Source organism: Coleofasciculus sp. C1-SOL-03, from assembly GCF_040220555.1.
Classification (GTDB): Bacteria; Cyanobacteriota; Cyanobacteriia; order Cyanobacteriales; family Coleofasciculaceae; genus Coleofasciculus.
This window is the reverse complement of the sequence record NZ_JAVJUO010000144.1, coordinates 50,444-74,388: the sequence shown is the minus strand read 5'-3', so window position 1 is coordinate 74,388 and position 23,945 is coordinate 50,444. Positions and strand designations below refer to the sequence as shown.

General features: G+C 44.9%; 21 protein-coding genes and 2 pseudogenes. 10 read left to right on the top strand and 13 right to left on the bottom strand.

The window, feature by feature from the left end; genetic code table 11:
• Positions 1-164: 164 nt before the first annotated feature.
• From RIE73_RS23100 to RIE73_RS23090, 3 genes are all read right to left on the bottom strand, one after another.
• A complete protein-coding gene (locus tag RIE73_RS23100) occupies positions 165-806 on the bottom strand; it encodes a type I restriction endonuclease subunit R (RefSeq protein WP_446403418.1) in 642 nt (213 codons plus the stop codon).
• 154 nt (positions 807-960) lie between these two features.
• The gene (locus RIE73_RS23095; RefSeq protein WP_446403417.1) at positions 961-1,383 is read right to left on the bottom strand and encodes a type II toxin-antitoxin system VapC family toxin; all 423 of its coding nucleotides are present in this window, start codon (positions 1,381-1,383) and stop codon (positions 961-963) included.
• Positions 1,376-1,630 (bottom strand): YlcI/YnfO family protein, encoded by a 255-nt coding sequence (locus RIE73_RS23090; RefSeq protein WP_446403421.1) that lies wholly within the window; start codon positions 1,628-1,630, stop codon positions 1,376-1,378. Before RIE73_RS23090 ends, RIE73_RS23095 begins: the two co-directional genes overlap by 8 nt.
• Before the next feature lie 218 nt (positions 1,631-1,848).
• On the opposite strand from RIE73_RS23090, the gene RIE73_RS23085 reads away from it, so the two are divergent.
• Both RIE73_RS23085 and RIE73_RS23080 read left to right on the top strand, forming a co-directional pair.
• Positions 1,849-3,156, top strand: a complete 1,308-nt coding sequence (locus RIE73_RS23085) for an ATP-binding protein (RefSeq protein ID WP_446403416.1) — start codon at positions 1,849-1,851, stop codon at positions 3,154-3,156.
• A 175-nt stretch (positions 3,157-3,331) separates the two neighbouring features.
• On the top strand, positions 3,332-4,654 hold the full coding sequence (locus RIE73_RS23080) for a hypothetical protein (protein ID WP_446403415.1): 1,323 nt from the start codon (positions 3,332-3,334) through the stop codon (positions 4,652-4,654).
• A gap of 46 nt (positions 4,655-4,700) precedes the next feature.
• On the opposite strand, the gene ispF is transcribed toward RIE73_RS23080, so the two are convergent.
• Entirely contained in the window at positions 4,701-5,183 is a 483-nt protein-coding gene (gene ispF / locus RIE73_RS23075; protein ID WP_446403414.1) for a 2-C-methyl-D-erythritol 2,4-cyclodiphosphate synthase, read from the bottom strand.
• A 397-nt stretch (positions 5,184-5,580) separates the two neighbouring features.
• Here ispF and RIE73_RS23070 point away from each other — a divergent pair, with 397 nt between their 5' ends.
• The 7 genes and pseudogenes from RIE73_RS23070 to RIE73_RS23040 form a co-directional block, all read left to right on the top strand.
• The gene (locus RIE73_RS23070) at positions 5,581-6,468 is read left to right on the top strand and encodes a pentapeptide repeat-containing protein (protein WP_446403413.1); all 888 of its coding nucleotides are present in this window, start codon (positions 5,581-5,583) and stop codon (positions 6,466-6,468) included.
• 201 nt (positions 6,469-6,669) lie between these two features.
• Entirely contained in the window at positions 6,670-7,119 is a 450-nt protein-coding gene (locus RIE73_RS23065; RefSeq protein ID WP_446403412.1) for a ferritin-like domain-containing protein, read from the top strand.
• Positions 7,120-7,173: 54 nt separating this feature from the next.
• Positions 7,174-7,350: a hypothetical protein gene (locus tag RIE73_RS23060; protein ID WP_446403411.1), complete on the top strand. Its 177-nt coding sequence runs from the start codon at positions 7,174-7,176 to the stop codon at positions 7,348-7,350.
• A 272-nt stretch (positions 7,351-7,622) separates the two neighbouring features.
• Positions 7,623-9,215 (top strand): vanadium-dependent haloperoxidase, encoded by a 1,593-nt coding sequence (locus RIE73_RS23055; protein WP_446403410.1) that lies wholly within the window; start codon positions 7,623-7,625, stop codon positions 9,213-9,215.
• A 374-nt stretch (positions 9,216-9,589) separates the two neighbouring features.
• A pseudogene (locus RIE73_RS23050) lies at positions 9,590-10,321 on the top strand (PDDEXK nuclease domain-containing protein); the annotation flags it as partial.
• An 81-nt stretch (positions 10,322-10,402) separates the two neighbouring features.
• Positions 10,403-10,747, top strand: a complete 345-nt coding sequence (locus RIE73_RS23045; protein WP_446403409.1) for a hypothetical protein — start codon at positions 10,403-10,405, stop codon at positions 10,745-10,747.
• Positions 10,744-10,998, top strand: a pseudogene (locus RIE73_RS23040) (HNH endonuclease); the annotation flags it as partial. The gene RIE73_RS23045 and the pseudogene RIE73_RS23040, both read left to right, overlap by 4 nt.
• On the opposite strand, the gene RIE73_RS23035 reads toward RIE73_RS23040, so the two are convergent.
• The 7 genes from RIE73_RS23035 to RIE73_RS23005 all read right to left on the bottom strand — a co-directional run bounded on the left by RIE73_RS23035 (position 10,992) and on the right by RIE73_RS23005 (position 21,262).
• Positions 10,992-13,841, bottom strand: coding sequence for a WD40 domain-containing protein (locus RIE73_RS23035; RefSeq protein ID WP_446403408.1), 2,850 nt, complete (start codon positions 13,839-13,841; stop codon positions 10,992-10,994). The pseudogene RIE73_RS23040 and the gene RIE73_RS23035 overlap by 7 nt on opposite strands.
• A gap of 561 nt (positions 13,842-14,402) precedes the next feature.
• Complete coding sequence (locus tag RIE73_RS23030) at positions 14,403-14,981, bottom strand: Uma2 family endonuclease (RefSeq protein WP_446403407.1); 579 nt, start codon at positions 14,979-14,981, stop codon at positions 14,403-14,405.
• 240 nt (positions 14,982-15,221) lie between these two features.
• Positions 15,222-16,874, bottom strand: a complete 1,653-nt coding sequence (locus RIE73_RS23025) for a hypothetical protein (protein WP_446403406.1) — start codon at positions 16,872-16,874, stop codon at positions 15,222-15,224.
• The gene (locus RIE73_RS23020; RefSeq protein WP_446403405.1) at positions 16,855-17,058 is read right to left on the bottom strand and encodes a hypothetical protein; all 204 of its coding nucleotides are present in this window, start codon (positions 17,056-17,058) and stop codon (positions 16,855-16,857) included. Before RIE73_RS23020 ends, RIE73_RS23025 begins: the two co-directional genes overlap by 20 nt.
• Positions 17,059-17,219: 161 nt before the next feature.
• The gene (locus RIE73_RS23015; protein WP_446403404.1) at positions 17,220-18,944 is read right to left on the bottom strand and encodes a diflavin flavoprotein; all 1,725 of its coding nucleotides are present in this window, start codon (positions 18,942-18,944) and stop codon (positions 17,220-17,222) included.
• 180 nt (positions 18,945-19,124) lie between these two features.
• Entirely contained in the window at positions 19,125-19,502 is a 378-nt protein-coding gene (locus RIE73_RS23010; protein ID WP_446403403.1) for a GxxExxY protein, read from the bottom strand.
• 41 nt (positions 19,503-19,543) lie between these two features.
• Positions 19,544-21,262: a diflavin flavoprotein gene (locus tag RIE73_RS23005; RefSeq protein WP_446403402.1), complete on the bottom strand. Its 1,719-nt coding sequence runs from the start codon at positions 21,260-21,262 to the stop codon at positions 19,544-19,546.
• A 228-nt stretch (positions 21,263-21,490) separates the two neighbouring features.
• On the opposite strand from RIE73_RS23005, the gene RIE73_RS23000 reads away from it, so the two are divergent.
• Positions 21,491-21,700: a hypothetical protein gene (locus tag RIE73_RS23000; protein ID WP_446371421.1), complete on the top strand. Its 210-nt coding sequence runs from the start codon at positions 21,491-21,493 to the stop codon at positions 21,698-21,700.
• A gap of 10 nt (positions 21,701-21,710) precedes the next feature.
• On the opposite strand, the gene RIE73_RS22995 is transcribed toward RIE73_RS23000, so the two are convergent.
• Together RIE73_RS22995 and RIE73_RS22990 are read right to left on the bottom strand one after the other, a co-directional pair.
• Positions 21,711-22,601 (bottom strand): hypothetical protein, encoded by an 891-nt coding sequence (locus RIE73_RS22995; RefSeq protein WP_446403420.1) that lies wholly within the window; start codon positions 22,599-22,601, stop codon positions 21,711-21,713.
• On the bottom strand, positions 22,547-23,941 hold the full coding sequence (locus RIE73_RS22990; RefSeq protein ID WP_446403401.1) for a S8 family serine peptidase: 1,395 nt from the start codon (positions 23,939-23,941) through the stop codon (positions 22,547-22,549). The genes RIE73_RS22995 and RIE73_RS22990 overlap by 55 nt, the downstream gene beginning before the upstream one ends.
• Positions 23,942-23,945: the final 4 nt, after the last annotated feature.

The following is a 23,945-nucleotide window of genomic DNA, read 5'->3' as shown; positions in this document are numbered from 1 at the left end:
GAACGAAAAATAGGGCGTTTCGGCTTTTAGAAGTTAGTTTGACCGAACCGAATTCTGTACGGTTTTTCCCCCTTGTCTTCTTTCCTTCCTTGTCCTCCTTGTCTTGTCCCCACCCTAAAATAAAAAACCTACACCTGTCAGCGCTCCCCCCCCCACCACAACACTTATTCAGCAACCCCTATTTGCTCTCCAATTCGTTTCATCACGCGCAACACCCGATACAAACCATTATCAGGAACCTCCAGCAAAGATAAATTTGTGGAAAGCGCATATCGAGACGATTGTTTGACCAGCTTAACAAAAATAAAATCATCTCCGTTTGTCACCAAACCAAACGCAGGTTGCTGGGAAACGGGGTTAGCCATCATGTAAGCCAAAGCTTGGGGAATTGCATCCAAACAGGCAAAGGTTGACGGCTTAGACTCCACAAACACTAACCAAAACAAATTTTGTAAAACTAGAGCATCAATTCTTCCTCTTAAAATTTCATCTCGCTGCTGATGCGTAATTTCAACAGACACTTCCGCTCGAATTTTAAACGGAGGCTCACAAAATCCAGCTAGATACAGCAGAGGAGATAAGATGAGTAGGTTAACTGTACCTTCTGTTAACGGTCCATCTGCTCTATGATAGGCATGAATCCGCCTAACCCGATCCAGCATCGCTGTTTCTTGCGCCGTTAACTCCGGCAAGTTTTCAAACCACTCTGGGAAGAACTGCAAATCAATTTCACGGATTAAGTTGAAGCGGGATTCAGCCTGATTGAGGGACTTAACAACATCGGTTACAGCCAGTTTAGTTACCATAGGGAGTTCTCCTTACTCAAGCAAATCCTAACACGGAGAGAAAAACCTGACCCAATAGCGAGTGAGACGCTCGCACTACTGTTCCCTCCTGTCCCCTGTCTCGGAGCCTTGGAACCTCTTTACCCCACCACAATACTTATTCAGCAAGCCCTATTTATGCTTCCAGTTTTCGGACATATCCTGGACATGGTGTAAGCGTATTGAGCAAAGATTGGTCGGCTGTCCAGAATTCGGCAGATTCTAGCTCGGCAACGGCTAGAAAAGCAGCATCATAGAGAGTTGCCAAAGAGAACTGTTGGGCAATCGCCCATGTTTTTGCACGGATAGCATTGCTATCGAGGTACTCAACAGGCATCTGGCAGAAATCATCATAAAACCCTGTAGCCTGGGAAGTGGTAATTGCTGCCAACCTTACTTTTTTTCGCAATACTGAGCCAACTTCAGTCCATGCAAATGCTGGAGCAACCAAACGCTCATTCGATGTCAGCAAGGGAAGGATAAAGTTTCTGGCTTGGGGTTGCAATGTCTCAGGTATCAAATAAGGAATCCAAACGCTGGTGTCGATACACTTAGTCACGCCATCCCTCACCCGATCGAAGCTGACGAATCAAGTCCACAGAACTTGATTGAATTCCTGTTTTGGCTTCTACTTCAGCACTACGAGTTACAATGCGTTGATGGGCTGCTAGCGATCGCCGCCGTCGCACCTCTCGGTCAATTGCTTCAACAACCATCTCGTTAAAAGACTCACTGCCCTCTCGAAACTGCCTGGCTTGCTCAAGCAGATCGGCGGGAATACGGATAGTTACAGCTTCTCGCTCCATAGTTGCAGCTTGTGCAATCATAAAATGATATCAACTAATGTAACTATTTTCTGAACAGTCTGCAACAGTCATAGACCCACAACTAATGCCTACGAATCAGTTATCAGAAGATAGCGACCAATTAGGCTGGGAACAGGAAGCATGTTACCTTTGTCGGCTGGGTTGAGGAAAGAAACGAAATTTCCTTGTGTATTCCGTAATCCGCTACAATGGGCGTCATGCCATCATCAAAGAGACCTGCCAACGCCTCCAGCCAATTCCTCAAACGCCAAGCCGCGTCGCTGCTGCTGTATCAATCGGTTCTGCGTAACGACGTGGGAAAAGCCTTTCTGCGTATTTTGCAAACCCTAAGCCAGGGTGAAGCGGAACAAACCGATTGCTTGGTAGCGTATGGAAACTGGTTCAAAATCTTAGCCGCCCACGGACAAAGTTGGCAAGATTTTCTGATTCGGCAAATTCTCCAGGATGAGAATCCCTTTTCTGTGCAAGTACAACGGGTAGCCCTGGACGATTTACCTCCAGCCCTCGTCACGGCGGCGAAACAGGATTTACGCGCCTTGCACCATCTTTCTCAATGTTGCATTGAACAGCTAAGTCGATGGGTGCAAAAAGCCTCTCAGTTAGAAGCACAGCCTGTTTCCTGGAATCTGGACACAGTACAGCCTACATTTCTACACCACTCTAGTGATTGGACAGAATCTCTCGAGGAATTAGCCGCCCACTATCAGCAACATGGTACAGGGTTATTTGCCCAATATCATGCCCTGCGTTGGCAGTCGGGTCAATTGGTTGGTATCGCCCACCCTGATCCGATTCAGTTAACTCAATTGGTGGGTTATGAGTCTCAACAAGCCGCGTTAGTTAAAAATACAGAATTTTTACTCGCCGATTATCCGGCGTTACATGTCTTACTTTATGGCAGTCGTGGTTCAGGTAAGTCGTCATTAGTCAAGGGGTTATTACAAAAGTATAAAAATCAGGGACTGCGGTTGATTGAAGTTGCCAAGTCTGACTTAAAAGACTTACCAATGATAGTGGAGCAATTGCGAGACGTACCGCAGAAGTTTATCATCTTTGTAGATGACCTCTCCTTTGAAGAAGACGACGATGCATTCAAAGCCTTAAAAGTCGTCTTAGAAGGAAGTGTCACCGCCCGTCCCCAAAATGTAGTCGTTTATGCCACCTCCAATCGACGCCACTTGGTACGGGAATTTTTTGCCGATCGCCCTCGTCCCAGCGATAATGATGAAATCCATGCCTGGGATACCTTACAGGAAAAATTATCCTTTAGCGATCGCTTCGGTTTAACCCTGACCTTTGAACCAGCCAACCAAGACGCTTATCTCAACATTGTCTATCATTTAGCCCAACAAGCCAACATAAACTTACCCCAAAATGACTTAAAATCCCGTGCCATTCAATGGGCAACCCGCCACAATGGACGTTCTGGGCGCAGCGCCCGCCAATTTGTGGATTTTCTCAGCGCTGATTTAGGGATTCGTCCTTTGGATAGGGTAGAAAGGTAGCAGGAGGCAAAAGTTATATCCTATTGTAGGGGCGGGTTTAGCCGTTTAATTGATGGGTATACCGATAACTGATCAACAAAACCCGCCCTCTTTGTGTTTAGATTTGAGACATAAGACCAATGACAAATGACATAAGACCAATCACAAATGACATAAGACCAATGACGAATGACCAATGAACCAACTTGTTAATCAAATGCTTCTTGGTACAGTTGCTTTTACAGTCAGCGTGGGTGTGGGATTGTTCGTTAACCCCAACAAAGCCTTGGTTAATGGAGTCGTTACCGTTGTCGCAAGTTATGCTGGCGTTACTGTAGCAGATAGGCGACGCCTCGAAGCAGAAAAACAGCGCAAAAATGCTTTACTCAATCAAATCCAAGAATTTGAGGAAGAAGAAAGCCTGCTGTATGAATCACTCATGCAGGGAAGGGAAACTCAACACCAACTCGAAGCCAGTATCAATGCATTACAAACGGAACGGAGTCAGCTACTGAGTCGGGTGTCTGAACTGCATAACCAACGAAATAGCCTGTATCAAGAAATCCGTGAAGTTCAACAGCACAAGCAGGAACACCTAGAGGAAGTGAGTATTCTGCGATCGCAAATTCAACAGCTAGAGAAACACCAAAGCGAACTGAATCAATCTCTCTGGGCAAAAACGGCTCAAATCCAGCCAGCGGAAACTCGCTTAAATCACTTACATACTGAACTTGAACAGCTTCAAACTGAAATAGCCGATAAACTGCATCACCACGAACATCTTAGTCAAGACTTAGTTGAACTCGAACGCCGGAAGCAAGACTTAGGCGGCGAAGCTTACGACTTACATACCCAAATTCAAGCCTTAAAACAACGTTTAGAGCAACTAAATCAAACCTTTTTGTCCTTACGGATACAGCAACAGCGGGTTCAGGACGATCTAAATCCGCTCAAATCGGAACTCGAGCAAATGCAGCAGCAACTTGCAGAAAAGCAGCAGCAACAAAAGCAACTGAATCAAGATTTGGTACGCTTAGAACAGCTTAAACAGCAGTTAGAATCCGATTATACTGATCTGCAACAGCAAATGCAAACCTTACGAGTGCAGAAGGTGACACGCCCTGAAACGGTTTTACCAAGACCTGAACGGGATTTATCCATAATCCTACCGCAAAAATGGCAGAATTTATGGGAATTTGCTCAACAGCTTAGTGAGGATGAGTTAATCGCATTTCAAGCAATTTTGGCAGAAGATAACGTGGCTTTAAATCATGTTTATAATCAAAACGAAATAACGCCACAGGAGTTGATTCAATCCCTTAATGATAAGTCCATGTCGGTTCTGGGAACTGCTCTCTTTTTAAGCGATAGTCACTCAATAATCCCTCAACTTCATCAAGACTATAGAACGGTCTTGAAAGAACCAATATCTATTTATTTTAAAACTTTACTGGGACTGAATTATTATCATGTTCAATCTGACCTCGTATCAACAAGTTTTATTCAGATTAAATCTTGACCCAACAATATTACCAGCCTGACTTTTTATAACTCCTGCAAAAGAACTAATGATCTTTAACGAATAACGCTACAGCATAAGCCGCGATTCCTTCTTCTCGTCCCACGGGTCCTAATTTTTCGTTGGTGGTGGCTTTGATACCAATTTGATCGGGTTGTAATCCTAGAGTCGTGCTGAGGCGATCGCGCATGGTTTTGAGGTGAGGCTTGAGCTTGGGACGTTCAGCCACGATTACCGAGTCAATGTTGCTAATCTGCCAACCTTGCGATCGCACTAATTCATTCACCTGACTCAATAACTCTATACTATCCGCCCCTGCCCATTTTGGGTCGGTGGGAGGAAAATAATGACCGATATCACCGAGACTTAATGCGCCTAGCATGGCATCCATAATCGCATGGGTGAGGACATCCGCATCACTATGTCCCAGCAATCCCAATTCGTGGGGAATGCTTACACCTCCCAGAATCAAAGGGCGTCCGTTTCCCAGTTTATGGATGTCGTAACCGTTCCCAATACGGATATTCATGGCTTTTTCCCCGATGAATGGGTATTCAAAGTGTAACCGATACGCGATCGCATGGCAAAGACGTAGGAGCGGGTTTAGGGACAATTGTAGGGGCGGGTTTAGGGAATCAATTCAGCTAGTCACCGATAAGTGAACAACAAAACCCGCCCTGCCCACCAATAAGTGAACAACAAAACCCGCCCTAATCCCAACCGCTAAATTTGACTAATCCCGAATCACAAGTTTCTTTATCAACGCTTTAACTAACCGATTCCTTTTTAAGCAAACAGTAAAATTTTACCATTTTTCCTCAAAAATACGCCTCAACCCCTTCAATTTTATCAACATCAAGCTATTCTCAATAGTAAGAGTAACCACTCCCGCCTAAATCTAAATAAGCATTCAACCTAGCTTCAGGTTGTCTGCTTATAAATTTTATCGCCGTTCAATTGCGCCAGACGCTGAAACCGTTAACGACGATTTATTCTCCGTTTCTCGGAACCAGCCACCTGATCTGGAAATTGCTCATTGTACTCACACTAACACTCCTATGAAACTGCAAAACCATCGAATTCCAGAAGAGCAAGCCCAAGACGTTTTGACGCGAGCGGCTCAACTCTATGCCCAGCACAACCAAAGCTATTCGGTACAAGAGCTAATCGATGCTGGAACCGAAGCCCAAATTCCATCAGAGTTTATGGAAGAGGCAATTCACCAGATTGAGATAGAAAACATCCAAGCTGAAGCTCAACTCCGCAAAGCTAAACGTGGTAAACCTTTTGTTATGGGGGTCGCGATCGCACTTCCGGTGCTTATCGCCCTTGGCTTAGCCGGATGGTTGTTACAGAGAAATAGTGTAACCAATGCCGCCGTCAGTCAGCCCACCCAGACAGAAGCGGCGATATCCCCACCCACTACACTCAGTGATACCACTGTCGCACCCAGCAACTTCAAATGTGCAGGCTTAACCCTCAATGGCGCTGATTTGAGTGGCAAAAATCTCAAAGGTGCTGATTGTACCAATGCCGATTTAGCCAATGCGAATTTGGCAGGAGCCAATCTCGCCGGGGCAAATCTAAGTCATTCTAACTTAGAAAATGCTAATCTAAATGGCGTGAATCTCAACGGGGCAGATTTAGCGGGAGCGAATTTGGCAGGAGCAAACCTCGACAGTGCTAACCTAGAAGGCGCGAACCTGAGCAACACTGATTTGAGAAATGCCAATCTCAACAACGCCACTATCACCCGAACAGATATGGCGGGAGCTAACTTAGACGGGGCGAACTTGAATAATGCCATGCAATAAGCGGTTCGCCGTAACGGGAGCATCTTGCTCCCCCAACTCCCAGACGTAGCATGCTACGTCTCTACATTGCTCCCCCATCTTCCCTTACCGAGGTTGCGAAATGTTCTCTAGCAACTGTTGTAGATGAGCTGATTTGTTAGAGTCCTTTAAGGATAAACTAAAACAGATCTGAGTGAATCTACATACTGCAACCTCAACATTATGAAAGAACTTGACCTGAAGAAGACCATTGACGTACTCAACACCATCATGGAGTTTGAGTTGGCTGGTGTCGTGCGTTACACTCATTACTCCTTGATGATCATTGGTCCCAACCGAATTCCCATTGTCAACTTTTTTAAGGCACAGGCTAGTGAGTCTCTGCTCCACGCTCAACAGGTGGGAGAAATTATCACAGGCTTAGAAGGTCATCCCAGCCAAAAGATTGCGCCCATCGAGGAAACCTACCAACATTCTGTGCAGGATATTTTACAGGAAAGCCTTAACCATGAGAAAAAAGCCTTAGATCTCTATAAAGAACTCCTGGATATCGTGGAAGATGCTTCCATCTATCTCGAAGAATTTGCTCGGGGTCAAATTGGTCAGGAGGAAATGCACAACATAGAGATTAAGAAGATGATGCGTGATTTTAGCTTAGGGGTTACTGAATAAGTAGTGTGGTGAGGGGAGGAAACAGGGAACGGGGAATAGGAGGAATGGGGGGCTGTGGCATTTCTCGGATTCCTGAATTCTTCCTCAGCTACACCGGGTATTGCTGCTGCTGAACTCGATGGGTTAGAAACAGGAGATCTCTACCAAAACGGGAGAGTTGACCCGGATTTAACAGTTTACCGCCAGTCCGACTACGTAGGTGCGTCCCGATTACGGCATTTAAACAGTTAATACTTTATCTTTATACATATTTTTGTGAGCGATCGCATCAGGTGGCATCCCGTTTTCGTAAAGAAAAATGTGGGATATAGACAGCGAGTCATTGAAGCCTCTACCATTGGTCTAATCGTCTAACCTGAGCAACCGTATCCTTGTCTGCCGTGGGTCAACGGTGGATCAAGTTGAACTGGAAAATTTTAGGTTGAATCCAACCTAGAAGTTATCCGGATGGGTTGCTATTGCTGTTGAAGGATAAAGCTTCTTGTTGCAAAAATTAGATTAATATGAAAAAAATCTGCTCCCGTCGCAGCTTATCTCGCCAAGTTCGTGAAGAAGCGGCTGAAATTGCCTTTTTGCGCCCCCATCCTGAGCATTTAAATAATGGTGAGGAGTCGGCGTATCGGAACTGTGATAACGAACTGAGTTATATTGCCAACTATTCCAAAGGTTTACCCCATAACGATTTGGGTGAAGTCAACCCAAAAGCTTACCGCTTCTTCCTGAAAGCTTTGTGTAGTGGCAATCCTGGCGATTTTGAGGCAATACCACGGGGCTGTACTCACGGCAAACCAGAGTTATCCGAATCCAGTTCTGAGGACAAGAAACGCCTAGGTTGTCGTCGATTGATCAATCCGCAAGCGGCGTTAGCCTTTGATTTAGAAGGACCCGATGCTCAGTCATTAACCATTCGCCCTGCTCCCCGTATCGATGGGGCAGAAAATGCTTGTGAAGCCATCGAACTTTACTGGATGGCGCTACTGCGGGAGGTTAATTTTACCGACTTTCGCGATCACTGTGACATTGAAAAAGCCGCAGAAGAACTCTCAAACTGCTCGGATTTCCGGGGACCCAAAGAAGAGGGTCAAGTGACACCAGATGTGATTTTCCGAGGGTCTACACCGGGAGATGTTGTGGGTCCTTTTATCTCGCAATTTCTGCTCAAAGATATCCAATATGGCACGCTGACCATTAACCAACGCCAACGGACGGTTGTTCCCAACAGCGACTTTATGACCGATTACAAAATGTGGTTGGCGGTGCAAAATGGTTTTGATTTCAGTGGTCAGGATCAATTTGATCAAGTGCCGCGCTATATCCGGAATATGCGGGATTTAGGCAATTATGTGCATTTTGATGCTCTCTATCAAGCCTATTTGAATGCTTGTTTGATTTTATTGGATATGGGCGCACCGTTTGATCGAGGGAATTTCTATCTCACCTCAGAGAATCAGGATGGATTTGGTACGTTTGGTGGACCGCATATCCTCAGTTTAGTCACAGAAGTGGCGACGCGAGCCTTAAAAGCGGTTTGGTATCAAAAATGGTTTGTGCATCGGCGGCTGCGCCCTGAAGCCTTTGGTGGACTGATTCACAATCATTTAACCGGACGGGCGGAGTATCCCATTCATCCAGAGATTCTTAATTCTCAGGCACTTAAAGCGATGTTTGATAAGAATGGTAATTATCTGCTACCGCAAGTGTTTCCCGAAGGATCACCGACTCATCCGGCTTACGGTGCGGGACATGCGACAGTGGCGGGGGCTTGTGTGACGATGTTAAAGGCGTGGTTTGATGAGTCTTATCAGATACCCAAGCCAGTGGTGCCGAATGAAGATGGGACGCAGTTGGTGTCTTACATTCCCTATAGTGGACCGGGTACAGAGGTTCTCACCGTAGGCGGAGAATTGAATAAGCTAGCGGCAAATATTTCCATCGGTCGCAACATGGCAGGTGTACACTGGCGGACAGACTACACCGAATCGGTAAAATTAGGAGAAGCGATCGCGATCGGGATTTTGCAGGAGCAAAAGCTGACGTATAACGAGGATAGCTGTTTCTCGCTGACTAAGTTTGATGGTACAGCGATAACGATATAGGAGTCTCGTCGTAGCGCGATCGCAATCAGAGTATTCTGACAAACGACAAGACAAAACCGGGCAAAACCGATTCCCCTGTTTAGCGCCCAGAAGAGGGCGACCCGATCCAATTGAGGGGAATGGAGTTTTTATACCAAATCCGCCTTTATCACCCCCTTTTTCCACGGCGATTGAAATCGCTGCTACACAAACAAAGTCCGCCTGCGCGGACTAGGTTATAACGAGGGTAGCTAATCCGGATTTGGTATTCATTACTATTCATCTTTTGGACTTGAGTTATGGCAGTACTAAGACAGGTTAGGATAGAACATTCTTTACTGTTCCCTGTTCCCTCTTGAACTAACTGATGTCCTACCGTATCCTCGTAGTGCTATATGGCAGATAAGTTATTACCTCCAGGCTATGATCAGTTCTTGCAAAGCTTAAAAAAGCAGATTCGCCGCGCTCAAGTTCGAGCCGCACTAGCCGTAAACCGGGAGTTAGTGATGCTGTACTGGCAAATTGGACAAGAGATTCTGTCTCGACAGCAACAGCAGGGTTGGGGGGCTAAAGTGATTAGCCAATTAGCCAAGGATTTAAAGAAAGCGTTTCCGGAGATGAAGGGTTTTTCACGAACCAATCTCCTTTACATGAGAGCATTTGCGGAGGCTTATCCTGATGAGCAAATTGTCCAGCAGCTTGCTGGACAAATTCCTTGGTTCCATAACTGTGTTCTTTTGGATAAAGTTAAAGAAGCAGCGGAGCGCCAATGGTATATTCAGAAAACGATTCAGCATGGGTGGAGTCGCAGCATTTTAGCCCATCAAATTGAGTTGGGACTGTATCATCGCCAGGGAAAGGCAACGACTAACTTTGACCGAACTCTGTCTAAACCTCAATCGGAACTCGCTGAACAGGTATTAAAAGATCCCTACAATTTTGACTTTCTCAGTCTAGGGGATAAAGCGTGGGAACGGGAATTAGAAAAGGCACTTCTGGCACATATTCGAGATTTTTTACTGGAGTTAGGCGTTGGTTTTGCCTTTGTGGGAAACCAGTATCACCTTGAGGTTGGGGGTCGGGATTTTTGGATCGATTTATTATTCTATCACTATCGTTTGCATTGTTTGGGGGATTTGCGATCGCGTTTTCTTTTGGTGACACCTGATCATAGTTAGACTAGAAGGATAGCAAGGTAGACGAAAACCATGTCAGAGGCGGTACGCTATATAACGAACGAGCAGGGCGATCGCGTTGGTGTATTGTTAGATTTGGATCTGTACGAGCGATTAGCCCATCCATTAGCATTTGATACCGAGTGTTTAGTTGGCTTAAGCCAAGAGGAACTACAAGCTTTGGCTGAGAGTAAGCTGGCTCCTGCGGCTCAACACCACTTGGATATACTTCTGGAGCGAAATGCTGAAAATCAGCTTTTAGACGAAGAACGGGCGACTTTAGATTATTTATTGGAACAGGTTGACCAATTAACCCTGCTCAAAACGAGAGCCAGATATACCTTAAATCGCCTACGAGAGTTAGGAACTGTAGCGTGAGTGTCTACATTCCCGTCGAGTTACAGCGACAAATTCGCCGTCGTTTTGCTGATTGTTGTGCCTACTGCCAAACGGCTGAAGCCTTGACTGCCACGACTTTTGAATTTGAACACATTATACCGCGATCGGCAGGTGGAGAGACGGTGTTTGATAATCTTTGTTTGGCTTGTCCAACCTGCAATCGTTACAAGGCGACTCGTCAAACCGTTCCCGACCCGTTGACAGGGGAGAGTGTTGCTTTATTTCATCCTCTACATTCGCTATCAAATCCCCTGCTATTTTCTAACCGCAGAAAATGCACCCGTCCCGATGCACCAGCCGCCACAATGGTTAATCCATCGGGCGCGATCGCACAGCAATTTATTCCACTCTCGCCAGTGAAATTTGCAATCACCTCTTTTTGAGATAAGTCCCAAAGTTTCAGAGTGTTGTCAGACGAAGCAGAAATCACCCGATTGCTATTTGGGATAGCTACTATGGAATTGACCGAATCTCCATGACTAGTGAGAGTAAATACTTCCTTACGTTTTTCTAAATTCCAAACTTTAATTGTTTTATCAGAAGAAGCAGAAATTAATCGCTTTCCATCCTTAGTAATTGCCACAGAATTGACTGAATCTTGATGACCAGTGAGAGTGAATAATTCCTTGCGCTTTTCCAGATTCCAAACTTTGATGTTTTTGTCTTTTGAACCTGAAACTATATGCTTGCCATCTGGAGTTAAACTTAAACTATTTACTTCATCTGTGTGACCTTTAAATGTAAATAATTGCTGACAATTAATGATATCCCATACTTTTATAGTTTTATCTTTTGAAGCAACAATTATTTTAGCTCCGTCTTGCATCATAACCAAACAGTTGATTTTTTGAGATTGCAATAGACTTTCTGAAATTTTAATTTTATTGCAATAATATAAACTTAATGTTGCTACCATTAATAAAATCCCTAAGATGCTTATTAAAAAATGATGCCTCGCCCAAAAAATAATCCAAACAATAAAAGGAATCGAAAATAGGGATATAGATAATTCTATAATTTTAGAAAAATACCAATATTGAGATTTCAATTTAAAAAATCGCTCAGTATTGTTCTGCTTAACCTCGATAGTACCATCATCTGCTCCCAAAATAACTTGGTTGCTATTAGGAGTGGTAGCTAAAGCCGTGATCGATGTTCGATAATTTTGAAGAGTCAATACTTCTTCCATAGTCTCTATATTCCAGACTTTAATAGTCTTGTCGGATGAAGCAGAAATGACTTTTGAACCATCTGCAGTGAAAGCCATAGCGATAACTGAGTCATTATGACCATTGCAACTTAATGTTTTTTCTTGATCGGTCACATTCGATAATTTAATAGTCTGGTCAGATAAACACGAAACATATCGCTGATGATTTTTATTAATAGTGGCTTTGCTTTTTGAATTTAGTTCAAATATATCTATTATTAGATTGAAAATATTAGCGATATTTTTGGTAAACCCGATAAGTGTAATTAGCACTACAATAAATTCTAATTTCAATGCTATAAATACCACTATACCTGTTGTTATTGTATTAAATATAAACTCGGTGAATAGGGGGTAATTCACGGAAACAATTATGAAAGCAACAAAAAATATAACTGGTATTAAAAAGTTACTCAATGATTTTGGTTCAAAAAGATAATTTGGATGATTTGGTATACCCTGCTTATCGATAGTTGATTGTTCTTTTTCAGTTTTCAAACTCCACACTTTAATAGTTTTGTCAGATGAACCGGAAATTACTTGCCTACCATCTGGGGTAACAGCAATAGTGTTAATTGAGTCAATATGACCAGTAATTGTCAACTGTTCTTTCCGAGTCAATAGATTCCAAATTTTGATGGTTTTGTCAGATGAAGCTGAAATTGCTAGCTTGCCATCTGACGTAACAGCAACATCATTAACTGAGTCCTTATGACCCTTGAGAGTGAAATTTTTAGTCTTACTAAGAATATCAAAATTTGTATTAGGTTCGCTCCAAATTTTAATATTTTTGTCAGATGAGGCTGAAATTATCTGACGACCAGATGATACAGGTACAATAGCAGTGATCACGTCTTGGTGACCAGTGAGGCTTAGTGTTTTTTTCCTATTTGCCCGATTCAAGCCTATGATTGTCCAAGTTTTGCCATTATTATCTTTCTCCAAAGAACCAGCGATTACCTGCAATCCGTAAGGTGTATCAGCCACAGCAACAGCATTGACCAATTCACTCCGAATTTTTGCAGGTAGTGTGAGAGTGAATGACCCAGCAGGACGACCCTTCCAGATCAACATTTCTTCTCCAGTTTCCAAATTCCAAATCCTAATACTTTTGTCAGATGAACCGGAAATAATCTCTTTGCCATCTGGGGTCAAAGTGATATCATTCACGGAATTTTGATGACTATCTATAGTTAATAAATTTTTCCTATTTTTTAAACTCCAAACTTTAACAGTACCATCTCTTGAACTAGAAATTATCTGATTGCCGTCTGGTGTTATAGCTACCGCTGTTATCTCATCACTGTGACCGATAAAGGAAAACTTTTCTTTTCCCGTTTCTAAATCCCAAATTTTTAGACTGTTATCATTTGAACCAGAAACCAGTTGTTTGCCATCTGGCGTCACAGCGATAGCAGTGACCTTTCCGGTATGACCTATCAGGGTGCGTATTAATCGCTCACCAGGGGGAATTAAACTCGGTGTTAAAGGTCGTAACCATGTTTTTTTCATTGAACTTGCTTGTGCCAATAATTCATGAATTTCTGGTATTTTAAAAGACAGCAACCGCCCTATCAGTTGACCAGCCAGTTGCGTTTTGTCCTTATCTAGAACGTGCGCTGAAAGCCGAAGCGCCCCTTGAATCAATCTCAGCGTTTCTGCATTTTCGACGAATTCATAGTCCTGAATCAGCGCATGCACATCCAAAGCATCTAATTTCGCCTCGATAAAATCATAATCCGTTAGCAAACGATACAATCGCTGAAACTGTCCCGCTTCACCAAAATGAGTGGGTAGGGTTTCTAAGGTATAGAGTCGCTTTTCTGGTGACATTGTTGCGAGTTTTTGCTTTAATTCACCCATGACTATCTTGGTTGGAAGTATATCTGGAAGTGGAGAGACGAGGACAAAGGAGAGAAGAGAATCACAAAACTCACGGAATTGAGTTGTCTAGATCCCCCTAAATCCCCCTTAAAAAGGGGGACTTTGATGCCAGTGGTTGTTAAGTTCGTGAGGTAGATTATTGGTTATTTTATCCATTGTCGCTGATTAATTATCCTTTTTCTGTAATTTAGGTATACCTTATAAACCTGTAATATGCTGTAATTTATTGTTCTCCTGTACCATAAAAGCGAAGCATCCTTTGGCTTCCCCCCTGCAAAAAAAGCGAAGCAACATCTGGTCTCCCCCATGGAACAAAAAGCGAAGCATCCTTTGGTCTCCCCCATGGAACAAAAAGCGAAGCATCCTTTGGTCTCCCCCTTTTTAAGGGGGACGGAAGGGGGATCTAATAGGGGGACGGAAGGGGGATCTAAAAAGGGAAGAGGGGGATCTAAAAAGGGAAGAGGGGGATCTATAAAAGAAGAGGACATCTACACAACAGTTGATGGCTCAATAATAACAAACTGAACAGGTGAATTAATATCAACCTTCAGCATTAATCACTCTTTCACTCGTTAAATCCAAATCTGGTAACGTCGGTGAAATAATCTGCTGATTACCCTGAAAAACCCGCTCCTCATAAAGCCCTTCTACCCACTCTAGCACTGTAACCCGTTGTTGGATGGGGTCAACAATCCAATATTCGGCAATCCCCCGCGCTGCATATTCAGAACGTTTATACCGATAATCTCGGTCTGCATTTTCTCGTCCCGGTGACACTACCTCAACCACTAACTGAGGCGGGGGCATATCAATCATTATTGTAGACCGACTTGCTCCCTCTAACGCCGTTGCCAGTTCTTCAGAAAGTACCATTAAATCGGGTAAGCGTGTTGTTGCCCGTGAACCACTCACTACAATTTCCGCCCCAATTCGCAAGCGATAGGAGGGAATTCCTTGTTGGAGAAAATGGCTCAGTAAAAACATGACAATTCGTTGGTTTAAATCGCTTTCTGGTGGCATAACGATTAATTCCCCATTAACCAGTTCATACTGGGTATCTGTTCCGTCGTTATAGTTAAGATACTCCTCAAGCGTCATTTTTGGGGATGTGATGGTCATGATGGCTTGTCTCCTAAAAAGTTTAAAAGCTTATTGAACACCCGCCCAGAGTTCAAACTCCGGGCTAATAGCTCAAGTCAGCTAAAGCTGACTGAATATGGATTTTAGTCCACTTTAGTGGACTTTGGCTTTTGGTTCCTTGGGTTTGAACCTAAGGCGGTTGGTGAGACTTGAGTTTAGCGCTAACTTATAGTGGGAGATTCAAGCGTTTATGGCGCTAAAGCGCAACTACAAACTTCATTACAATCCTAATTCTTCGGCTAAATTATCGGCAATCAAGGCATTAATATCCCGAATGGTTATCCCCGCCGCTTGGACAATATCCTGACGATGGAGAAAATCCTGGAAACTGGCATGATAAATACTGTAGCGGGTTTGTCCTTCAATCCTTTCCTCTCGCAAAAATTGATCCCATTCATCCAAGACTTCCTGCACCGTTAATGCATCTTCTCCGGCAAATTGGGAAATCAGCAGCGATGAGACAGGTTTCCGGGCTTCTGTTAAAACATAGACAATTTTAATCTTGGTTCGCGGTAAGGGTTTAGCTGTCATCCCCATGCGTTGCCAATGCTGGTAATAATATTGCTGTAAGCCTTGGGGTAAGTTGGCAAGATTTAAATCCTGATACGCACCAGACTCGATATCTTCGAGGACATAGCGCAAATACATGAAGTTGCGATCGCTCTTTTGTGCCAGAGTGGTGATAAAGGTGGCTGTGTCTTGTCCCTGATTCTCTACCCACTGGTGTAACGAGGGCTTTTTCTGAACCTGTTGGTTAATATAACGCTCTACGTCTTGTAAACTTTCTGCCCCATACTCCATTAAATTAAACAGGTAGGGCTTATTCACTGTTAAGGGAACATACGTCTGGCGTTTTGTCAAGATAAAATAAACGCCATTGGGCAAAGACTGGGGAAGATAGAGAACATTTGCCCCATCCGTCTGACTCTTCATCTCCACCTCATCCAACGCATCCACCGCAATCACGATGGGGGAATGGTGAGGGGTAATTTCGGTTAACAGTCGCGCTAAGAAATTGCCATCGCGGGTATTCTCTGGATGTAAGGGCAAATCATACGGTAACTGATAGCGTTCAATTAACTGGCGGCAAACACTCTTGAGGAAATCATCAGCGCGATTGATGCCTTGCGATCGCACATTAAAGTATGCCACACATCCGGTCTGTCGCACATATTCGGCTAATATGGCACTTTTGCCCACACCGGGATCAGCTTCAATAATAAAATAACCATTAGACTGTTGCTGTAAGAAGTCCTGAATCGCCCGAAATACAAACTCCCGCCCGACAAATCCTTCTGTCTTCTCCGCAATCAGGGATTGAAACTGAAGCGGAACCGCCGGATGTGTGGATAACTGGTTATGGATACGTTCTAACCAGCCTTTAATTTCGCCCATGTCTCGCCCTAGATGTGTCAGAGAGGTTTCGATATCCTTAACCGTCACCTGCTGGCTGTTCAAATTAGCATTAATCTGAGTCAGCAATTGTCCCTGAATCATCTCCCGCAGTACCGGATTCTGCTGCATCTCCACTGCAAAACAGGCACACATCCGTTCAAACAAGCCCACCTGGGGAGTTACAGCCTTCGTTTGGTAAAGTGCGATCGCATTCTCCTGCTGTAAGACTACCATCAATTTTTGACGCACCACCTGAACCGTATCCCCAACCAACGCCCCATCTGGGGTTAACAGGGAGTCAATATCCGCTACAGGTGTCACCGCTAATTCGCTAAATTCCCCTTTTTCCAGCTTCTGCAAATCCGCCTTTAGCTGTTTTAACTTTTGGTTTAGCCAACTTACCTCATTTTTGTACTGAGGTGGACAATCCCAGATACTTTTATTCTCACCAGTCAATTCACTCAGACAGTTTTCCACCAAACTTTGCTGCGCCAACAAAAACGCCCGCCCCACCGCCGTTTATATCGTCGGCGTCTCCCCAGGTTTCAGGCGATTCATCATCCTGATTAAAGTATCCAACCTTAACCTCTATCTTGACATTGACCCAACCGCCATCCTGTAGGATATGTCCAGTAATAGCCATTCGTGGCAAGTAAAACATAGAGGCATTCCTCCTGAACGCCTCTCAATTATCAACCCAACTTTATCTTCTCCATACCGATAAAACTTGCATCCCAACCGCTAACCCCTCTGCGTTCCTCTGCGCTTTCCCTCTGCGTTCCTCTGCGTTAAAAAAATACCCTATCCCCCCATCCCCCTGCACTAATAATGCGTCCCCGACTTGCGATGATGCACCGCCGTTACCCCATCCGATAACACCTTGCCATTCGTCACCACCCCATAAATCAACCAATGATCCCCACATTCCATCCGATTATCCACCGTACATTCCACATACGCCAACGCATCGCTAAGAATCGGACAACCATTGTCAGCCTCCTCCGTCGCCACCCCCGCAAATCGGTCTTCCCCTGGGGCAAAAGGTTTGAGGAAATGCTTCATTAACCCTAAATGCTTCCCTTCCTCTAAAATATTCACCACAAATTGATCACCCTGGTACATTAATGACTCAATTGCCCGGTCTTTCGCTACCGCAATAGTTAAACCTGGTGGGTTAAACGTGGCTTGGGAAATCCAATCTGCCAACATCGCCCCCGTCAGTTCTCCCTGCTTGGCGGTAATAATACAAAGTGACCCAATTAACCGCCCCACAGCCTGTTCCGTCCGGGCAACTTGGGCATCACTGACGGGTTGGCGGGATGTGCGGGATTTCTTGGCTTTCTTCAAGGCTTGGGCAAAATCCGTTCCCGCTTCTTCGGCGTATTTCAGTGTGGTTTCAGTAGGCTTAAACTTAACCCGAATCGTCTCAAAGCCAAACTTATATCCCGCATCCTTAAATTTATTTTCAATCAAGTCAATCGCTTCACCACTCCAGCCAAAGGACCCAAACACCCCAGCCAGTTTAGTTTTCGTCGCTGTGGATAAAACAATCCCCAAAGCGGTTTGAATCTGGGTGGGTGCATGACCCCCTAAGGTAGGAGAACCCATGACAAACCCCTCCGCCTTTTCCACGGCGGCGCGAATTTCTTCCGGGTCAGCGATTTCGCAGTTAATCGATTCTACACCAACTCCAGCCTTAGTAATCCCCCGTGCGATCGCCTGGGCAACCGTGCCAGTATTCCCATACGCTGAAGCATACAACAGAGCAACGCTTATGTCTTGGGTTTTTTGACGTTCACACCATTGGCGATAGGATTGGGTCAGGGGAATTAAGCTATAGCGTACCAATTGCCCATGACCTGTGGCGTAAAGCCTTGCTTGCACCTCCTCTATCTTATCCAGTGCCTTTTCTACCTGTCGCGCATGGGGTGCCATGACGCAATCGAAATAATAGCGGCGGTGTTCGCTAATTGTTGTCCAGCCTTCATCCATTACTTGGTCACCACACAGATGGGCACCAAATAACTTATCGGTAAATAGAACTTCGGTGTGCGGGTCGTAGGTACAAAGGGCGTCGGGCCAACGGGGGTTAGGCGTGGGGATAAATTGCAGGTGATGACCCTTGCCTAAATCTAGGCTTTCATCGCCTCGCGCCACGGTTACTTTTAAATCCGGTGCATCTAAGATACCACGCAGCGCGATCGCACCGGGATTGGAACAGACGAATTGAATTTGAGGGGCGAGTTTGAGTAAGGCTTTTAGGGTAACGCCTCGGTTGGGATTGACGTGACCGAGGATGACATAATCGATTTGTTTGGGGTCAATCCGGCGTTGGAGTTCGGTTAAAAAGATTTCGGTGAAGGATTCGCCCGGAGGGTCAATCAGGGCGATTTTATCCGCTTGAATCAGATAGGAATTGGCGGTGGTGCCGCGTTGCAGGGCATATTCGATTTCAAATTTGAGTCTATCCCACGTCCGGGAACGGAGAACAGTGGTGTTGGAGGCGATGGGAAGGACTTGAACGTCGCGAGGGGTAGGAGAATTCATGGTTGAGTTAGGGGTGAATGGTTTTTTTAACGCAGAGGGGCGCAGAGGGAAGCGCAGAGGTTCGCAGAGGGCGTTAGAGGTGATTGACGACTCGTTTGAGGTTCATGGTTTGGGGTGGTTGGTGAATGTTTTTTTTAACGCAGAGGGGCGCAGAGGGAAGCGCAGAGGTTCGCAGAGGGGTTAGAGGTGATTGACGACTCGTTTGATGCCGTCTTTGAGATGGATGACGTTGAAGTTGATTAGGAGTCCAAGTTTATGGTGGGAGAGTTTGAGGTAGGTTAGGAGTTGGGCGGTATGGATGGGATGCAGGGCGTCAACGGCTTTGAGTTCAACCATGACTTTGTTTTCGACGAGTAAATCGACTCGATATCCACATTCGAGACGAATCTCTTCATAAACTAACGGTAATGGTTTCTGGGGTTCAAAGTTTAAGCCAGCCTGGTTAAGTTCATACCTCAAACAGGCTTCGTAGGCTGACTCCAATAAACCCGGTCCTAACGCCGTGTGTACCTTCATCGCCAACCCAATAACTTTTCCCGACACCTCATTCTCGGTCATCCTCTGCGTACCTCTGCGTTGACCTCTGCGTTCCTCTGCGTTTAATAATAATTCCCCACTTTGCGATGGTGAACCGCTGTTAATGAATCCGCTTTAGACACTCGTCCAGCGTCAACAGAGGCGTAGACAATCCAATGGTCACTCAACTCCATCCGACTTTCTACTTTACATTCCACATAAGCCAGCGCATCGGTGAGAATCGGTGATCCATTGGTTGCGGTTTGCGTTTTCACCCCTTCAAACCGATCGGCACCTGGGGGAAACCGCTTGAGGAAATGCTTCATTAATGCCTGATAATTCCCCTCTTCTAGAATATTTAGCACAAAGCGATCGCCGACTTGCATCAAAGACTCAATCGCCCGATCTTTCGCCACTGCAATGGTTAAGCCCAGGGGTTTGAAGCTGGCTTGGGATACCCAGGAGGCTAACATGGCACTTTTAATGTCACCTTTTTGGGCAGTAATAATATAAAGTCCGCCACTGATCCGTCCTAGGGCTTTGTCGAGATCACTATCCAGGGATTTCCGTTGCTTAATTTCGCGATCGCGAGTCAGCAGTTGCCCCATATCGGTTCCGGCTTCTTCGCAGAGTTGATAGGTGGCTTCGGTTGGCGTTTCTTTGACCCGAATCTCGGCAAATCCTTGTTTGAGTCCCAGGTTGCGGAATTGACTCAATAGGGGGTCAATGGGTTCGTCATCTCCCCCATACGATTCAAATAAACCCACCGTTTGCTTGGATTTTACCGCAGCGAGGACGGTACTCACGGCAGCGGTGGCGACTTTATTGGCGGCGGGAGGCATGGCGATGGCAATTCCCCCAGCGCGACTGACGGTTTCCTGAATTTCTTGGGGATCAGCCGATTTTAAGTCCATCATTTCTACACCTACCCCAGTTTTGGTGATGCCTCGGGCAATGGCTTGGGACAGGCGATCGCTATAGCCGTAATCGGACACGTAAAAGACGACGACAGAGGTTTCGGCTTTTGCCTGGGCTTTACTCCAGCGCCGATACCGATCCACCCATTCGCCAACATGATGCAATAATAGAGGACCATGACCCGTGGCGACGGTGGTGATGTCTCCTAGTTTATCCATCCGTTTCAGGGCGGAGAGAACGGAACGGGCATTGGGTGCCATTAAGCAGTCGTAGTAGAAACGGAAGTCGGCTTCTATGGCATTAATGTCTTCGTCGTAGGTGCTGTCGGAACAGTAATGCATCCCGAAGGCATCACAAGTAAACATGACTTGGGTTCCAGCATCGTAGCTGAAGATGGTGTCGGGCCAATGCAGGTTGGGGGCATTGACAAATTGCAAGATATGCCCTTTGCCTAAGTCCAGTTGGTCACCGTTTTTGACAATTTGCCGTTTGAAGGGGTGATGCACCAAGTCTTCTAGGAATTGAATCGCCACTTTTGACCCGACAACGGTAATCTCTGGTGCGAGTTGGACAATATCCTTCACCAAGCCACTGTGATCGGGTTCCGTGTGGCTAATAATCAGATAATCAATCTGGCTGGGGTCAATCAACCCCTTGAGGGTATCTAAGTAAAGTTCACGAAACTTTTCATGGGAGGTATCCACCAGGGCAATTTTCTCACCCCGAATCAGGAACGAGTTATAGGTGGTGCCGTTTTGCAGCCCAAACTCAATATCGAAGCGATCGCGATCCCAGTCTAGGGAACGGATCGCCGTTGTATCTGGCGCGATTTCCCCCGTCTGCATCGTTAAGCGCTTCTGGGTGCGATCGGTGAGTACGACCATGGATGTTGACTCCTGTATCAGCAACGTTTATTAAAACGATTTATATTTTCTTCATTTTTACACGATCAACCCCAGGGGCTTTATTAGAAATCCTTATAGGTTCTGAGTATAAATACCCAAGACTACTTTTGAGTGAGTGGGACTAACCGCACCGAATCGTCATCATAGAGGATAGGTAAAGTGGAGACAATTCTGCTTGTATTGATACTCGTACTGACCGAAAATTCTATGAACCAGCCTGAAGAAACCTTTGAATTGCGTTTGCATCCACGGGCGACTGAGACAATATCACTCAAGATTCCTACAGACACAGTGGAGTCACTTAAAAAAGTAGCGGCTAGTCGAGATATGTCATTGGATGCTCTATTAAAGTTTTATATGGGTCAAGGATTACGATATGATTTAGCTAAAATTTTTGACTCAAAACTATCACATTAAATCATTTATATCAAGCCCCCACTCGTACACGAGCCGCTTTGAGAGTTACTCGATTTCGTAACGCTTGGTATAACTCTATCTCCTCGGATTCATGCCAAAATAGAACAACTAAACCATATCGCTGTTTATAGTCAAATCCTGTCGGGAATCTTTGCTGACAACCGACAACAAAATGAATAACTGGTTCGGTTTCACCATCAGGTATTTTTAGTTTCGGTTTTCTTGACCACTTTATCCTTCTAACTTGCAGTGTTGACCACTGAACGTCAGTTTTGGGAGGTCGTAGTTTTATTTCCTTGCCAGGAGGAAGAACATCAACATCTTGTGCGGCATTTTTAGCTCGATATATTTCCACCTCTTCAGTCGTTAGTCCATGCAATGCCTCTATCCACATTGTATTGGCAAGATACTCTTTTCGACTGGATTGAACTGGAGGGTCATAAGCAAGTGCAACCGTGATACCTCTCTTTCCTTTGGTGGAAAGAAACACTTGAGGAACAGCTACACGATAGATGTGAAGTTTATCTAACTCAACTTCATCCATCGCAATTAAACGAACTTGATTTTTTTTCGACCAAGTTAAGTCGTCTACTGAACATATACCGTAACCCACTAAACGAAGTGTTTCTTTCTCATCCTCTAACCAATCTGGAGGACATGGAGGGGCTATAGTTGCGCTACCCACCAACGCACGAATTAAATTCGCAGATGGTCTTTGCTCAAGAGTTGCCTTTAAGCTAACAGCAGCAATGGCAGCAGCATGAGCAACATGGGGACAGGCAAAAGAAGTGCCATTTCTTGCGGTAATAAATCGTCCATTGCTTTCTCTTTGAAGGGTTGGCTCTCCTAAAAAGATGAAAGACCGACTCCAACGGGGACTACCTCCAGCCGTTGTCTGAATTGCCCAATTACCTCCATAGGCAACAACTTCAGGTTTAACTGCAAAGTTGGTGACTCCATAAACAAGCCCCGAACCAGTTCTCTCGCTAATTCATCGAGTTTCTCTGCCCACTGAAACTGCCTTTCTAGACGGTAGATTTCATCTCTTGAGGCAATTGAAAGGTTAAATATTGAACACTGCCTTTCATGAACAAAGTATCGAATAGCCTCTTCGATAATCAACTCTGCACGGCGGTTGGCTGGGATATCAACTTCTTCTGAAATACGATTATGGCATAGCACTTTCGCACTACAAATCCTAACTCTAGGTTGCCATTGGTGACTTTCGATACACTTGGCAATATCACCGTAGACAACTAAACCTGCAACCGAGGTTCCATGACCATTCAAGTCAGTTGTCGTGTTTTCTCCAGTATCAAAATCTCGCTCTTCAATCACCCAATTTACCAGCAATGGATGTCCTGATATCACACCACTATCTACTATACAGACAAGAGGGTCGTCATCCAAAGGAATTGGGACAGGATCAGGAAGTGTAATCTCATCAAAGATTTGCGAGTAAGCTTGTGACAATTTAGGAGGAAGATCAACACGAGCAACCCAATCCAACTCGAGCAGAGCTTCAGCTAATTGTCTGGAACCATAAACTTTAATTAGGAGTAAACTGGATGTGCGTACTTCCTCTGTTAATGCACCGCCATACTTAGCACACATTGAGCGTATATCCTTTAGCACTTGGCGAGCAGCTGAGGAATCTCCAGGATGCCAAAGATCAACATCTACATAGAATGACTCAACATCAGGAAATCCCTCTTCACGAAGACGCACTCCAATTCTTTCATCTCGCGATACAGAACGCACGGCTTGTAGAGCGTCACAAAAATTCTGCCTCATACTTAAAGGCAAAACTTCAATATTATTAGCTTCTGTTCTATAGAGTCGAATTTCTTCTTGTAAATGCTGACGAGACGTTTCAGTAGGAAATTGAACAAGAAACCGATATCGATCTTGGTTTCCCACCTTATCTTTATATTCGCTAACAACCCAAGCTCTAAAACGCTGCTCAAAAATATCTCGCAGATCAAGATTGACACTACTGAACTCTAAAACCAAAAGTGTGGAAGGCTCTATTCCACAACCTTGACGAACTTGAGATATTTGTTGAACTGCCTCAGTTATATCTTGAGAAACGTCTTGAGCATGTTGATGAAAGTCTTCTGGTATGGGAGGTTTTGGTCTGGGAAACTTAGGGTTTGGTCGCCGCCTCTCGGGTTGACGTTTTACATCCCGAACAAACTCAATGTGCAAATACTGACCCGAACCCGGTTGAAGTGTTGGCATAATT